The following is a 14,708-nucleotide window of genomic DNA, read 5'->3' as shown; positions in this document are numbered from 1 at the left end:
CCTCCCCACCGTGTTCCACCACTGATCACCATCTGGGAGTTGCCACGTGACGAGCGCGACCGCGCAGGCGCGGCCCGAGCCCGAGACCGGCTTCAGCAAGGCCCGCCGAGCGTTCCGAAACTGGCGCCGCACCCGCCCGTTCTGGGGGGGACTGCTGGTTCTCCTGGCCGGACTGCCGATCCTCTACTTCCCGTACGCCAACCTCAGCATCGGCACCCTGAGCATCCACCTCGCCACCTCGGCCGGAGCCGCCTCGCTGCTGATCGGCCTGCTGCTGATCGCGCTCGGCGTCTCCGTCTGGTTCCAGCCGCTCATCCGCATCTTCGCGGGCATCGCCGCACTGGTGCTGGTCCTGGTGTCCATCCCGATGTCGAACCTGGGCGGCTTCGGCCTGGGCCTGCTGCCGGGCCTGCTCGGCGGCGTCATGGTCTGCTCCTGGGCCCCGCTCAAGCAGCCGAAGGCGGCCGAGCCGGTCAGCGACCCGCAGGACGCCGAGGCGGCCGAGGCGGAGTACGCCGGGACCGGCGAGCTGACCGCCGCCCCCCGGTTCCCCGAACTCCCGCAGCAGACCGGGCCGGCCGGGGAGGCCCCCACCGCCGCGCAGGCGTACCTGCCCGAGCCGCAGTCGGCGGAGGGCGTGCACGAGGGGGAGTACCGCCATGGCGAGTGACTCCGACCCGGCCCGCGCCGCCGGTCCGCAGGCCCCCGGGCCGCGGGTCTCGGGGCGGCATGCCGCGCCCCGGCGCACCGTCCGCGGTCGGCTGCAGCTGCCGGTCGGCCGCGCCCTGGCGCTGACGGCCGTGCCCACGGCGCTGCTGATGGGCACCATCGCGCCGAAGTTCGCCCTCGCCGCCGACGCCCGTTCGGCTTCCGCCACGGCCTCCACCGGCGCGGCGGCGTCCACCCCCGAGGGCGACACCTGCACCAAGACCACGCTGAAGGCGCTGGAGACGGGCAAGGCGGCGACCGCGACCGCCAGCCCCTCCGCGGCGTCCACCGGCGCCCCCTCGGCGGCCAAGACGTCCAAGTCGGCCAAGGAGTCCGGCCGCGCGGCCACGCCGACGGGCGGCTCGTCCACTGCGGCCTCCACCGGTACCGGTGCCTCCGGCGGCTCCGCCGGGCAGGGCGCTCCGGCCACCCACGCGCCCGCGCCCACCGCCTCGGCGAGCACCGCGCCGAGCGCGCCGCAGCCGTCCTCGCGGCCGTCCGGCGAGCCCACGGCCAGCCCCTCCAAGCCCGCCCACCACAACCAGCCGGGCGATCCGCTCGGCGGGATCCTCAGCGGCCTCGGCGGCCTGCTCGGCCTGGACGCGTCGTCCACCGCCACCCCGACGGGCTCTGCCCCGACGGCCTCCGCCTCCACGGTCGCCGCCTCCACGGTTGCCGCCTCGACGCCCGCGCCGTCGGCCTCCGCCCCGGCCGCGCGCGTCGCCGCCGCTGCCGCCGCCGCGACCACCCCGGTGCCCGGCACCACCCCCTCCGCCGCCACCCCGTCCACGCCGACCGCGGCCGCGACCGCCTCCGCCGGTGCCACCCCCGCCGCCACCGCGACGGGCACCGGCTCCGGGACGACGGCGCCCACCGGCTCCGCCCCGGCCAAGGCCACCGGCGCGCCCACCACCGCGCCGACCACCGCGCCGACCACCGCGCCGTCGGCCGCGCCCGGCTCCGCCGCCGAGGCGAACAAGCTCTGCGACATCAGCCACCTGGCCGCGCCGCTGGACACCAGCATGGCCGACAGCGGCATCACCGAGATGCCGGCCGTGCCGTGGACGCTCAAGAGCAACAACCTGGAGCTGATCAACACCCAGTTCTTCGGCGTGGTGACCGTGCCCACGGCCGCCGGGGACGTCCGGGCGCTGAAGTTCACCGCGCAGGCGGTCAACATCGGCAATCTCGACATGTCGACCCAGCAGATCGGCCAACAGCTGCACGTCCAGGGCGGGTCCGGCACCACCTCCACCATGACCGGCGGGACGGTGACCATGTACGTCACCAGCCTCTCCGGCACGCTGGCCTCGGCCGAGGGCATCCCGCTGTCCTGGCTGGGCATCAATCTCACGCTGACGCCGGACACCCTGCCGCAATGGCTGTACGACCTCATCGGCGACGTCCCGATCCCGCTGACGCTCGATCTGACCAACGCGGTCGCGGTCCAGACCGGCCAGTTCGGCGGCAATCTGACGATCCCGGGGATGCACCTGTACTACACGCCGCTGAGCTGAACAGCAGCCGGCCGGCGTCCGAGCGGACCACCGAAAGGGGCCGCCCCCTCCTCGTGACGAGGCGGGAGCGGCCCCTTTCCGGCGTACGGAGGGCGGCGGGCCCGGTCAGCCGGTGCGGTCGCCCAGGTGGTGCACCCGGACCATGTTGGTGGTGCCGACCACGCCGGGGGGCGAGCCGGCCGTGACGATGAGGGTGTCGCCGGTCCGGTAGCGGCCCAGGTGCCGGACGGCGTCGTCGACCTGGTTGACCATCGCGTCGGTGGTCTGCACCTGCGGGGTCACGAAGGTCTCCACGCCCCAGCTGAGGGTCAGCTGGTTGCGGGTGGCGGCGTCCGGGGTGAAGGCCAGGACCGGGATCGGCGAGCGGTAGCGGGAGAGCCGCCGCGCGGTGTCGCCGGACTTGGTGAAGGCGACCAGGGCCTGCGCCCCGAGGAAGTCGCCCAGCTCGCAGGCGGCGCGGGCGACCGCCCCGCCCTGGGTGCGCGGCTTGCGGCCCGGGTTGAGCGGCTGCAGGCCGTGCGACAGCAGCTCCTCCTCGGCCGCCTCGATGATCCGCGACATGGTCTGCACAGTCTCGATCGGGAACTTGCCGACGCTGGACTCGGCCGAGAGCATGACGGCGTCCGCGCCGTCCAGGATGGCGTTGGCGCAGTCCGAGGCCTCGGCGCGGGTCGGCCGGGAGGCGGTGATCATCGACTCCATCATCTGGGTGGCGACGATGACCGGCTTGGCGTTCCGGCGGCACAGCGTGATCAGCCGCTTCTGCACCAGCGGCACCCGCTCCAGCGGGTACTCCACGGCGAGGTCGCCGCGGGCGACCATGACCGCGTCGAAGGCCAGGACGATCTCCTCCATGGCCTCGACCGCCTGCGGCTTCTCCACCTTGGCGATGACCGGCACCCGGCGGCCGACCTCGTCCATCACCTGGTGGACGTCCTCGATGTCGGCGGCGTTGCGGACGAAGGACAGCGCGACCATGTCGACGCCGAGGTCCAGCGCGAAGCGCAGGTCCTCCTTGTCCTTCTCGGAGAGGGCGGGGACGTTGACGGCGGCGCCGGGCAGGTTGATGCCCTTGTTGTTGGACAGCACACCGCCCTCGACCACCCGGGTGACCACGCGGGGGCCGTCGACGCTGACGACCTCCAGGGCGATCACGCCGTCGTTGATCAGGACCGGGTCGCCGGGCTTCACATCGCCGGGCAGGCCCTTGTAGGTGGTACCGCAGATGTGCTGGTCACCGGGGACGTCCTCGGTGGTGATGGTGAAGGTGTCGCCGTTCTCGACGGTCACCGGGCCGTCGGCGAAGGTCGCCAGGCGGATCTTGGGACCTTGCAGGTCGGCGAGGACGCCCACGGGACGGCCGGTCGCCTCGGAGGCGGCGCGGACGTTGCGGTAGCGCTCCTCGTGGTCGGCGTGAACGCCGTGACTCATGTTCAGACGGGCGACGTTCATTCCAGCTTCGATCAGGGCTTTCAGCTGTTCGAAGTTGTCCGTCGCGGGACCAAGGGTACAGACGATCTTTGCTCGGCGCATATCACTCATTCTATCGGGTTACCTTTCGGTTGCGTTTTCGAGCGGAATGCACCCGATACGCCCGAACGGCCGGTGGTCAGCGGTCGCCGGAGGAGATGACGGAGAAGGTCTGCCGGGCGATCTCCAGCTCCTCGTCGGTGGGCACCACGGCCACCGCCACGCGTGAGAGCGGCGAGGACACCAGCCTCGGCGCCTTCGACCGCAGCGCGTTCAGCGCCGGATCGAGGTCGATGCCGAAGGCGTCCAGCCCGGCCGTGGCCGCCGCCCGCACCTCGGCGGAGTTCTCGCCCACCCCGGCGGTGAAGACCACCGCGTCCACCCGGCCCAGCACCGCCGTGTATCCGCCGAGGTACTTCCGCAGCCGGTGCACATAGATGTCGAAGGCCAGCTGCGCCCGCTCGTCACCGGCCTGGACGCGCCGGGTCACCTCGCGCATGTCGTTGTCGCCGCACAGGCCCAGCATGCCGCTGCGCCGGTTCAGCAGGTCGTCGATCTCGTCGGCGGACATCCCGCCGACCCGGTGCAGGTGCAGCAGGACGGCCGGGTCCAGATCGCCCGAGCGGGTGCCCATGACCAGGCCCTCCAGCGGGGTCAGCCCCATCGAGGTGTCCACGCACACCCCGCCCGCGACGGCCGCGGCGCTGGCGCCGTTGCCCAGGTGAAAGACAATCACATTCACCGATTCGGGTGATTTGCCGAGGAGTTCGGCGGTACGGCGGGACACGTACTGATGTGATGTGCCGTGGAAGCCGTACCGGCGGACGGAGAACCGGTCCGCCGTCTCGGAGTCGATCGCATAGCGGGCGGCGTACTCCGGGATGGTGGCGTGGAAGGCGGTGTCGAACACCGCGACCTGCGGCAGGTCGGGCCGCAGTTTGCGGGCGATCTCGATGCCGGTGATGTTGGCCGGGTTGTGCAGTGGCGCGAGCGGCACCAGCTCGCGGACGGTGTCCAGGACCTGGTCGGTGATCAGGGTGGGGGCGGTGAAGCGCGTACCGCCGTGGACGACGCGGTGCCCGATGGCTGCGAGCGCCGGGGAGTCCAGGCCCACCCCCTTGCCGGCCAGCTCGTCGGCGATGGCGGCGAGCGCGGTGGCGTGGTCGGGGAAGGACTGTTCCCCGATCCGCTCCACCATGCCGGAGGCCGGGCGGCTGCCGTCGGCCATGTCGATCAGCTGGTACTTGACCGAGGAGGAGCCGGAGTTGAGCACGAGCACCCGGGTGGCGGCGGTCACGACCGGTCCCCTTCCGCGTCCTCGGCGGCCTGCTGCGCCTGGACGGCGGTGATGGCCACGGTGTTGACGATGTCCTGGACCAGGGCGCCCCGGGACAGGTCGTTCACCGGTTTGCGCAGGCCCTGGAGGACCGGGCCGACGGCTACCGCCCCGGCCGAACGCTGCACGGCCTTGTAGGTGTTGTTGCCGGTGTTCAGGTCCGGGAAGATCAGCACGGTGGCCCGCCCGGCCACCGGCGAGCCCGGCAGCTTGGTGGCGGCCACCGCGGGCTCCACCGCCGCGTCGTACTGGATCGGGCCCTCGACCAGCAGCTCCGGCCGCATGGCGCGGACCAGCTCGGTGGCCTTGCGGACCTTGTCCACGTCGGCGCCGCTGCCGGAGTCCCCGGTCGAGTACGACAGCATGGCCACCCGGGGCTCCACCCCGAAGCGGGCGGCGGTGTCGGCGGACTGCACGGCGATGTCGGCCAGCTGCTCGGCGTCCGGATCGCGGTTGACCGCGCAGTCGCCGTAGACCAGCACCTGGTCGGCCAGGCACATGAAGAAGACCGAGGAGACCACGGCCGCGCCGGGCGAGGTCCGAATGATCTCGAAGGCCGGGCGGATGGTCGCGGCGGTGGAGTGCACCGCCCCGCTGACCATGCCGTCGGCGATGCCCTCCTGCACCATCATGGTGCCGAAGTAGCTGGCGTCCGCGACCACGTCGTGCGCGGCCTCCAGGGTCATGCCCTTGTGCCTGCGGATCTCCGCGTACAGCTCGGCGAAGCGGTCCCGCAGCGGGGAGGCGGCCGGGTCCACCACCCGGGCGCGGGCCCGGCCGGTCTCCGGGGCGTCCAGGCCGAGGTCCAGGCCCAGCTCGGCGACCCGCCGCCGCACCGCGGCCTCGTCGCCGAGCAGGGTGAGGTGGCAGACGTTGCGGCGCAGCAGCACCTCCGCCGCCCGCAGCACCCGCTCCTCGGTGCCCTCCGGCAGCACCACCTCCCGCAGCGCCGAGCCCCGGGCGCGTTCCAGCAGCTCGTGCTCGAACATCATCGGGGTCACCCGCTCCGAGCGGCTGAGCTCGATCCGGCTGGTCAGCTCGGCGGTGTCGACGTGCAGCTCGAACAGGCCGAGCGCGGTCTCGGCCTTGCGCGGCCCGGCGGCGGTGAGCCGGCCCTCCAGGGTGGACAGCGCGGTGGCGGTGGGGAAGCTGCCCGCCGGGACGACGGCCACCGGCGTCCCCGGGGCGAGCCGGGAGGCCAGCCGCATCACGTCCGGGCCGGGGGTCTCGCCCATGGTCAGCAGCACGCCGGCGATCGGCGGCGAGCCGGCCGCGTGCGCCGCCAGCGAGCCGATCAGCAGGTCGGCCCGGTCGCCGGGGGTGATCACCAGGGCGCCCTCCTCGATCGCGCCGAGGAAGTTGGGCAGCATGGCCCCGCCGAAGATGAACTGGCGCACGTCCCGGGCCAGCCCGGCGGCGTCGCCGAGCAGCACCTCGGCGCCGGTCGTCTCGACCACCTGGGTGACGGTGGGCGCGGACAGCGCGGGCTCGTCCGGGATCACGTACACGGGTACGTCCGGACGGGTGGCCAGTCGCCGCTGGACCTCCTGCTTGTCCCGGCCCGGAACCCGGTTGGCGATCATGGCCAGGATGTTGCAGCCCAGGTCGCTGTAGGCGCGGTGGGCGTTGCGGACCTCGGCGACGACGGTGTCGGCGCCCTCCCGGTGGCCGCCGACGACCGGCAGCACCCAGGCGCCGAACTCGTTGGCCAGCCGGGCGTTGACCGCCAGCTCGTCCGGGATGTTGGTGCCGGCGAAGTCGGTGCCGAGCACCAGGACCGCCTGGCACTGCTGCTCCAGCTGCCGGAAGCGGTCCACCAGCAGGCCGATCAGCTCGTCCGGGCCGCGCTCCGCCTGCAGGGCGGCGGCCTCCTCGTAGTCCAGCCCGTACAGCTCCTCGGCGGGCAGCTCCAGGCGGTAGCGGCCGCGCAGCAGCTCCACCACGTGGTCGGTGCGGTGGTGCGTCAGCGGGCGGAACACCCCCACCCGGTCGACCTGCCGGGTCAGCAACTCCATGACGCCGAGTTCGACGGCCTGCCGGCCGTCCCCCCGGCCTATCCCGGTCACGTACACGCTGCGCGCCACGGGGGCACTCCGTTCCTTGCCAGGCCAGTGGTGGGGCGGACCGGCGCGGAGACGGTCCCGCTCCACGAGCCTACCCGCGCTCAGCCGCTGAGCTGCGACCGCCAGTGGTCGAAGAGGCCCTCCGGATCGCCCGAGTAGGACCAGGGCACCCGGGTGGGCCGGTCGCCCAGTTGGCGGTTGACCTCGCGGGCTTCGTCCCGCATGCCCGCGAAGATCAGGGCGTGCAGCACCGTGTTGAGGTCGGCGACGTCCTGGGCGTACTCCATGCCGTTGCGGTGGGCTATCCAGTCGCGCATGGTGGAGTGCAGCGCCTGGACGGCGACCTCGTGCGTCCAGTGGTAGGTCAGGCCGACGGCGGTGGGGCCCTCGACGGTGACCCGGTGCCGGTAGTGCTCGGACCGGGCGGTCTGGGTGAGCGCGGCCAGCGGCGAGCCGACCGGGGCGAAGGCGGCGCTGTCGCGGGCGAAGTTGTACATCTCGCCGTGCGAGCCGTGCCAGCGCGCGGAGAGGTGGCGCAGCACCTGGTGGTGGCCCTCGCGGCTGTAGGCGTCGCGGGCCTGGAGCTCGCGCCACCAGTGCCAGACGTGCGGGTGCCCGTGGCCGTAGAGCCGGGCCAGGGTCATCAGCGACACCCAGGGCACCGGGTCGGCGGGGTGCTTCTCGGCGGCCTGCAGGCAGATCCGGGCGGCCCGGTCCAGGTGCGTCCGGTCGACGGCGTCCTGGGAGGGGGCGGGCGGGGCGCCGTTGGTCCGGGTCTGCTCGCTGACGGCGGCGAAGATCCGCATGACCTCGGTCTCGGCGCGCAGGACCAGGGCGTCCGGGTTGCCGGGGTCGGCGGCCTGCCAGGTCTCCACGGTGCGGATCCCGGCGGCGGTGTCGGCGAGCAGGCGCATCCGGTGGGTGCGCCGGTCCCAGTCCCGGCCGGTGTCGCGGAGCAGGTCGCGGGCGCCCTGCCAGCGACCCACGACGAGGTCCTGCCGGGCGGTGGCGAGGGCGTGGTCGCCGAAGGTGGGGTCGAACCGTGGGGCGGTGACGCGTCGTCGTGCTCTGGCCATGAGGGTGACCACTCTCGGTCTGGGGCGGGAGAGTCGGCGGAGTGGTGGGCGTCCGCGCGGACGCCCACCGGCTGTTCATCCCTGCGGTGAACGGAACGGGCGGATGCCGGACCGGTTCACGAGGAACCGACCGGCATCCGCGGCAAGGGAGTTGTCGATCAGTCAGATATCCGTTGCGAGGGTATCGGCCGGACCTGTGGAGGCGGTGGCCAGGGTGCTCTCGCCGTAGAGGGCGTCCACCTCGTCGGACGAGGTCGCGTCCAGCCGGACGGTCCCGGTGCGGTAGTACTCGCTGCCGCTGGCCCAGTACCAGGCCATCGGGATCAGGCCCAGCGCGAGCGCGCCCAGGCCGATGGCGATGGTGGTGGCGTCCAGGGACATGCAGTTCTCGACGAACAGGAAGGCCATGAAGACGGCGCCGGCCAGCGGCCACAGCCCGACGAAGATCGCGTTGGAGAAGGACTTGAGCACCAGCTTGCGGTAGGCGACCACGACGGCGATGCCGGCCAGCGCGTAGTAGACCGCGATCTGCAGGCCGATGGCGTCGATCGCGTCGGTCATGATGTTGCCGACCGAGCCCAGCTTCTGCGAGGTGACGAAGAGGACCAGGGAGACCGCCACGACCACGGCGATGGCGAACCACGGGGTCTGCCAACGGGAGTGGGACTTGCCGAAGATGGCCGGGATGGTCCGGTCGCGGCCCATGGCGAACAGCGAGCGGGAGACCTGGATCAGCGTGGTCTCCAGGGTGGCGATGGTGGAGAGCACCACCGCGAGCACCATGATCTTGCCGCCCGCGCCCGGCCACACGGTGTTGCCCAGGGTGGTCAGCAGCGGCGCGGAGTTGGGGTCGGCGATGTCCTTCTGGCTGATGATCAGGTTCACCGCGATGGTGACGATCTCGAACAGCGCGAAGACGCCGATGACGCCGACCAGGCCGCCGAGGCCGGAGTTGCGCTTGCTGTTGCTGGTCTCCTCGCTGAGGTTGGCGGTGACGTCCCAGCCCCAGAAGTAGAAGGCGGCGACCAGCGCGGCGGTGGCGAAGCCGCTGACGCCGCCGAAGTGGCCGAAGCCCCACAGCCAGGACCAGGAGAAGACCGCCGCGCTGCCGCCGTGGATCAGCGCGCCGATGCCGAAGACCACCAGGATGACGACCTCGACCCCGGTCATGATCCACTGGGCGTGGGTGGTGATCCGGATGCCGATCAGCACCAGCAGCGCCATGATCAGGAAGGCGACGGCGCCGACGCCGATCGAGGCCCAGGTGTTGTCGGCCCAGCCGCTGTTGAACAGCGAGAGGGTGTACTGCCCGGCGGGCAGCGAGCCGGCCACCATGAAGATGGTCGCGGAGACCACCAGGGACCAGCCGGCCAGGAAGCCCAGTGAGGGGTGCAGCGCCCGGCCGACCCAGGAGTAGCTGGCGCCGGCGTTGACGTCCAGGCGGCCCAGGTAGTTGAAGGCCCAGGCGATGCCGAGCATGGGGATCGCGCACCACAGCAGGGCGGCGGGGCTGACCAGTCCGGCGGCGCCGACCAGGACGGCGGTGGTGGAGGCCAGTGAGTATGCGGGGGCGCTGCCCGCCAGGGCCATGACGACGGTGTCGAAGCCGCCGAGGGCATTGGCCCGCAGGCCGGACGTCCGGCCTTCGACAGGTATGTCGTTGCTCAAGGTGGTGCCTCTCCGGGGGCCACCGCCGGGGGTGCAGCGCGTGGGGCGCGACAGGGGAGCCCTCGGGGCGGGGTGCGTGCGGGGACGTGCGGGTGCATCGTGGTGCGGGAGCGTGCGGGAATGTTCAGGCGCGCGAATGTTTGCTTATCTGAATATTCGCTCACGTGAATGATTCACGGGCAGTCATGCAACGGGCATGTGACATAAGGGTTTCGGGAGACGGGATCGCCGCTTCGGCACCACTGGTGTCAATGTGTGCCACATAGTGCCGTCTGACCGCACTGCTGGCAATGGCTTGGCGGAATTCGTCGGATAGTCTGTTAATTCCACGGATTCCATGCCACGATCGTTGATCAGCAACTGATTTCGTTGAAGTCTAAGGACGAGAAGATGGACACAACCCAGGGCGAACCGGCCCGACTCGCGGTCACCGAACGGACCGCGCACCGCCGGATGCGCGAGAACGGCAGCATCGAGCGGGCCGATCTGGACGCGGTCCTCGCCGCCGGCTTCATCTGCCACCTGGGCGTGGTCGTCGACGGCGTGCCGATGGTCGTCCCGACCGTGTACGGAGCCACCGCCGACACCCTCTACCTGCACGGGTCGGTCGCCAGCCGCAGCCTGGCCGCCGACCCGGGGGCCACCGTCTGCGTCACCGTCACCCATGTCGACGGCCTGGTCCTGGCCCGCTCGGTGTTCGAACACGGGGTCAACTACCGCTGCGCGATGGTCTACGGCGTCCCGCGGGTGGTGACCGACCCGGAGGAGAAGCTGGAGGGGCTGCGGGTGCTGTCCGAGCAGGCCGCCCCCGGGCAGTGGGGCTACGCCCGGCAGCCCAACCGCAAGGAGCTGGCCGCGACCGTGCTGCTGGCGCTCACCCTGGACGAGGCGTCGGTCAAGGCAAGTGCCGGGCCGCCGGAGGACGGTGACGGCCCGGACGGCGAGCTGGGGCTGTGGGCCGGGGAGTTGCCGCTGGTCAGCAGCTGGGGCGCGCCCGTCCCCGACCCGGTGCTGCCGCCCGGGGCGGCCGTCCCCGGCCACATCGCCCGGCGCGCGGGCACGCCCGCCTGACGCGCCGCGTCCGGCCCGGTCAGACGCCCCAGTCGGCGCGCAGCGCGGCCAGCGCCCGATGGAAGCCGGGGAAGGTCTTTCGCACGCAGCCCGGGTCGTCCAGGGTCACCCCGCCCTCGGTGCGCAGCCCGGCGATGCTGAAGGACATGGCGATCCGGTGGTCGCCGTGGCAGGCGATGTGCGCCGGGCGCGGCCGGGCCGGCCGGATCTCGATCCAGTCGCGCCCGGTGGCCACCGGCACGCCCATGGCCCGCAGGTTCTTCTCGCAGGCCGCCAGCCGGTCGCACTCCTTGACCCGGGTGTTGTAGACGTCCTCGATCCGCACCGGGCCGTCCGCGAACGGCGCGATGGCGGCCAGCGTCGGGACGGTGTCGGAGATGTCGCGCATGTTCACGGTGATGCCGCGCAGCCGCTCCGGGCCGGTGACGGTCACCGAGTCCGGCGTGAGGCTGACCTCGGCGCCCATCCGCCGCAGCACCTCGGCGAAGCGCAGGTCGCCCTGGAGCGACTCCGAGCCCAGGCCCGGCACCGTGACCGTGCGCCCGGTCAGCGCGGCGGCGGCCAGTACGTAGCCGGCGGTGGAGGCGTCCGGCTCGACCAGGTACTCCACCGCCCGGTACGGCGTGGCCGGTACGTGGAAGGTGTCGCCGGTGCGGCGGGCGTCGTTGCCGAAGCGCCGCATCATGGCCAGCGTCATCTCCACGTACGGCACGGAGACCAGGTCGGAGACGGTGATCTCCAGGCCCTCGGCGGTGAGCGGGCCCAGCAGCAGCAGCGCGGTCAGGAACTGCGAGGACAGCCCGGCGTCCAGGGTCAGCGCCCCGCCCTTGACGCCGTCGGCGCGCACCGTCAGCGGGTGGTGCCCCTCGGCCCGGTCATGGGTGAGGTCCACGCCCAGCCCGCGCAGGGCCGTGGTGAGCGGGCCGAGCGGACGCCGGCGCATCTGCTCGGAGGCGTCGAAGCGGAAGGTGCCGTGCCCGGCGGCGGCCAGAGCGGGCAGGAACCGGGCGGTGGTGGCGCCGTCCCGGCAGAAGACGTCGGCCTCGGCGACGGCCGGGCCGCCGGGCCGCCCCTCGACGGTCCAGACGCCGGGCTGCCGGTCCAGCCGGTAGCCGAGGGTGGTCAGCCCCTCGGCGAACCCCTCGCTGTCATCGGAGAGCAGGGGCCGGTGCAGCACGGTGGTGCCCTCGGCGGCGGCCGCGAGGAACAGCGCCCGCGCGGTGATGGACTTCGAGCCGGGAATCTCGACGACGGTCATGCGGCCGAGTCTAGGCAGCGGCCGGACGCCCGCGACGGCCCGTCCGTGGGCTGGACGCGGGCCGGGCGCGGGGTCCGGAATGCAGGCCGGGCGCCGGGCCGGACGGGCCCCGGTGCGCCGTCGCGGGGGCGGCGCACCGGACGCCGGGTCAGGCGGGCGTGAGCCAGATGGTGGCCAGCGGCGGAAGGGTCAGCTCGGTGCTGGTGGGCTGCCCGTTCCAGGGCGTCGGATCGGCCTTGACCGGGTCCGGGTTGCCCACGCCGCTGCCGCCGTACGCCTCGGCGTCGGTGTTCAGCACCTCCAGCCAGCGGGCGTCCGGGCCGGTCGGCGGCAGGCCGACCCTGTAGTCCGTGCGGACCACGGGGGAGAGGTTGCTGACGCACACCAGCGGCCGCCCGGCGCGGTCGTAGCGGACGAAGGAGAACAGGTTGTCCTCGGCGGCGTGGCCGTCCAGCCAGCTGAAGCCGGTCGGGTCGGTGTCCCGCTGCCACAGCGCCGGGCAGTCCTGGTACACCCGGTTCAGGTCGCGGACCAGGTCCTGCACGCCCCGGTGGTCGGCGGCGGCGGGCCACTCGGGCTCCAGCAGCCACCACTGCGGGCCGGTCTCGTGGTCCCACTCGGCGCCCTGGGCGAACTCCTGCCCCATGAACAGCAGCTGCTTGCCCGGGTGGGCCCACATGTAGCCCAGGTAGGCGCGGACATTGGCGCGCTGCTGCCACCAGTCGCCGGGCATCTTGGAGACCAGCGAGCCCTTGCCGTGCACCACCTCGTCGTGGGAGATCGGCAGCACGTAGTTCTCGGAGTAGGCGTACACCATCGAGAAGGTCATCTCGTCGTGGTGGTACTTGCGGTGGATCGGCTCGTGCTGGATGTACTCCAGCGAGTCGTGCATCCAGCCCATGTTCCACTTGAGCCCGAAGCCCAGCCCGCCGCGCCCGTGGTTGTCCACGTCGGTGGCGCGGGTGACGCCGTCCCAGGCGGTGGACTCCTCGGCGACGGTGACCACGCCCGGGCAGCGCCGGTAGACGGTCGCGTTCATCTCCTGGAGGAACCGCACCGCGTCCCAGTTCTCCCGGCCGCCGTGCTCGTTGGGCGACCACTGGCCGTGCTCGCGGGAGTAGTCCAGGTAGAGCATGGAGGCCACCGCGTCCACCCGCAGCCCGTCGACGTGGAACTCCTCGGCCCAGTAGACGGCGTTGGCGACCAGGAAGTTGCGCACCTCGGTCCGGCCGTAGTCGAACTCCAGCGTGCCCCAGTCGGGGTGCTCGGCCCGGTTCGGGTCGGCCGGCTCGTACAGCGGCTCGCCGTCGAAGCGGGCCAGCGCGAAGTCGTCCTTGGGGAAGTGCGCCGGAACCCAGTCGACGATGACGCCGATCCCGTGCTGATGCAGCGCGTCCACCAGGTGCCGGAAGTCGTCCGGGGAGCCCAGCCGGGCGGTCGGGGCGTAGAAGCCGGAGACCTGGTAGCCCCACGATCCGCCGAACGGGTGCTCCATCACCGGCATCAGCTCCACATGGGTGAAGCCCAGGTCGCGGACGTATCCGGGCAGCTCGGCGGCGAGCTCGCGGTAGGTCAGTCCGGGCCGCCAGGACGCCAGGTGCACCTCGTAGACCGACATCGGATGGTCGTGGGCGGTCAGCCCGGCGCGGCGCTCCAGCCACTCCTGGTCGTGCCAGGTGTGGCTGGAGACGTGCACGACCGAGGCGGTGGCCGGCGGGATCTCCGCGGAGCGCGCCAGCGGGTCGGCCTTCTGCAGCATCCGGCCGTCGCGGGTGGCGATCTCGTACTTGTAGAGCGCGCCCTCGCCGACGCCGGGCACGAACAGCTCCCACACCCCGCTCGAACCCAGCGAGCGCATGGGGTGCGCGATGCCGTTCCAGCCGTTGAAGTCGGCGATCACCCGGACCCCGGAGGCGTTCGGCGCCCAGACCGCGAAGCCGGTGCCGGCCACCCCGTCCACGGTCCGCACCTGCGAGCCCAGGGCCCGCCACAGCTGCTCGTGCCGGCCTTCGCCGATCAGGTGCAGGTCCTGCTCGGTGAGGGTGGGCAGGAAGCGGTAGCCGTCCTCCTGGACGTGCTCGGTGCCGTCGTAGGACACCCGCAGCCGGTAGCCGGTGCTCCCGGCGGCGTCGCCGGGGAGCGGCAGCAGGCCGGTGAACAGGCCGTCCTGCAGATGGCTCAGCTGGAACCGCCCCGCCGGGGTCTCCACCACCACCCGCTCGGCCAGCGGGCGCAGCACCCGTACGGCCAGGCCCTCGGGGGTCGGGTGCGCCCCCAGCACGCCGTGCGGGTCGTGGTGCCAGCCGCCGACCAGGCGCTCCACCTCGCCGGGGGCGGGAGCGGCGGACGGCACCCGGTGCGGGGCGGCCGTCGCCCCGACCGGCGTCGCCTCGGGGCGGGGTCGGCCCAGCCCGGCGTGCGCACCCGCTCTGCCGGTGCCCGGCGACGGCTCGCCGTTCGAGGGGGTGGACGGGCGGGTCGGATCGAACTGGTTCACGGCCGGGGCCTCCCTGGCTGTTGTCGTACGCGCGGACGGCGCTG

Annotated in this window: 10 protein-coding genes; 3 read left to right on the top strand and 7 right to left on the bottom strand. The window is 72.8% G+C overall.

Features of this window, described 5'->3' with window-relative positions; all coding sequences use genetic code 11:
- Positions 1-46: 46 nt before the first annotated feature.
- Complete coding sequence (locus tag GXW83_RS28910; RefSeq protein WP_182445988.1) at positions 47-670, top strand: DUF6114 domain-containing protein; 624 nt, start codon at positions 47-49, stop codon at positions 668-670.
- Positions 660-2,225, top strand: coding sequence for a hypothetical protein (locus GXW83_RS28905; RefSeq protein ID WP_182445987.1), 1,566 nt, complete (start codon positions 660-662; stop codon positions 2,223-2,225). Before GXW83_RS28910 ends, GXW83_RS28905 begins: the two co-directional genes overlap by 11 nt.
- 105 nt (positions 2,226-2,330) lie before the next feature.
- Here GXW83_RS28905 and pyk read toward each other — a convergent pair whose 3' ends face one another.
- The 5 genes from pyk to GXW83_RS28880 form a co-directional block, all read right to left on the bottom strand.
- Positions 2,331-3,758, bottom strand: coding sequence for a pyruvate kinase (gene pyk, locus GXW83_RS28900; RefSeq protein ID WP_182445986.1), 1,428 nt, complete (start codon positions 3,756-3,758; stop codon positions 2,331-2,333).
- Between the two features lie 76 nt (positions 3,759-3,834).
- Entirely contained in the window at positions 3,835-4,992 is a 1,158-nt protein-coding gene (locus GXW83_RS28895) for an acetate kinase (RefSeq protein ID WP_182445985.1), read from the bottom strand.
- Positions 4,989-7,115, bottom strand: a complete 2,127-nt coding sequence (gene pta / locus GXW83_RS28890; protein WP_182445984.1) for a phosphate acetyltransferase — start codon at positions 7,113-7,115, stop codon at positions 4,989-4,991. The genes GXW83_RS28895 and pta overlap by 4 nt, the downstream gene beginning before the upstream one ends.
- A gap of 80 nt (positions 7,116-7,195) precedes the next feature.
- On the bottom strand, positions 7,196-8,170 hold the full coding sequence (locus GXW83_RS28885; RefSeq protein ID WP_182445983.1) for a hypothetical protein: 975 nt from the start codon (positions 8,168-8,170) through the stop codon (positions 7,196-7,198).
- Positions 8,171-8,332: 162 nt separating this feature from the next.
- Complete coding sequence (locus GXW83_RS28880; protein WP_182447625.1) at positions 8,333-9,760, bottom strand: APC family permease; 1,428 nt, start codon at positions 9,758-9,760, stop codon at positions 8,333-8,335.
- A 468-nt stretch (positions 9,761-10,228) separates the two neighbouring features.
- Here GXW83_RS28880 and GXW83_RS28875 point away from each other — a divergent pair, with 468 nt between their 5' ends.
- A complete protein-coding gene (locus GXW83_RS28875) occupies positions 10,229-10,909 on the top strand; it encodes a pyridoxamine 5'-phosphate oxidase family protein (protein WP_182445982.1) in 681 nt (226 codons plus the stop codon).
- Positions 10,910-10,928: 19 nt separating this feature from the next.
- Here the strand turns inward: GXW83_RS28875 and aroA are convergent, their stop codons facing one another.
- On the bottom strand, positions 10,929-12,167 hold the full coding sequence (gene aroA / locus GXW83_RS28870) for a 3-phosphoshikimate 1-carboxyvinyltransferase (protein WP_182445981.1): 1,239 nt from the start codon (positions 12,165-12,167) through the stop codon (positions 10,929-10,931).
- 148 nt (positions 12,168-12,315) lie between these two features.
- Positions 12,316-14,664 (bottom strand): 1,4-alpha-glucan branching enzyme, encoded by a 2,349-nt coding sequence (glgB, locus tag GXW83_RS28865; RefSeq protein ID WP_225447314.1) that lies wholly within the window; start codon positions 14,662-14,664, stop codon positions 12,316-12,318.
- Positions 14,665-14,708: the final 44 nt, after the last annotated feature.

The sequence above is a fragment of the Streptacidiphilus sp. PB12-B1b genome (genome assembly GCF_014084125.1).
Classification (GTDB): Bacteria; Actinomycetota; Actinomycetes; order Streptomycetales; family Streptomycetaceae; genus Streptacidiphilus.
The sequence above is the reverse complement of the archived record's forward strand: the minus strand, read 5'-3'. Positions and strand labels throughout refer to the sequence as shown.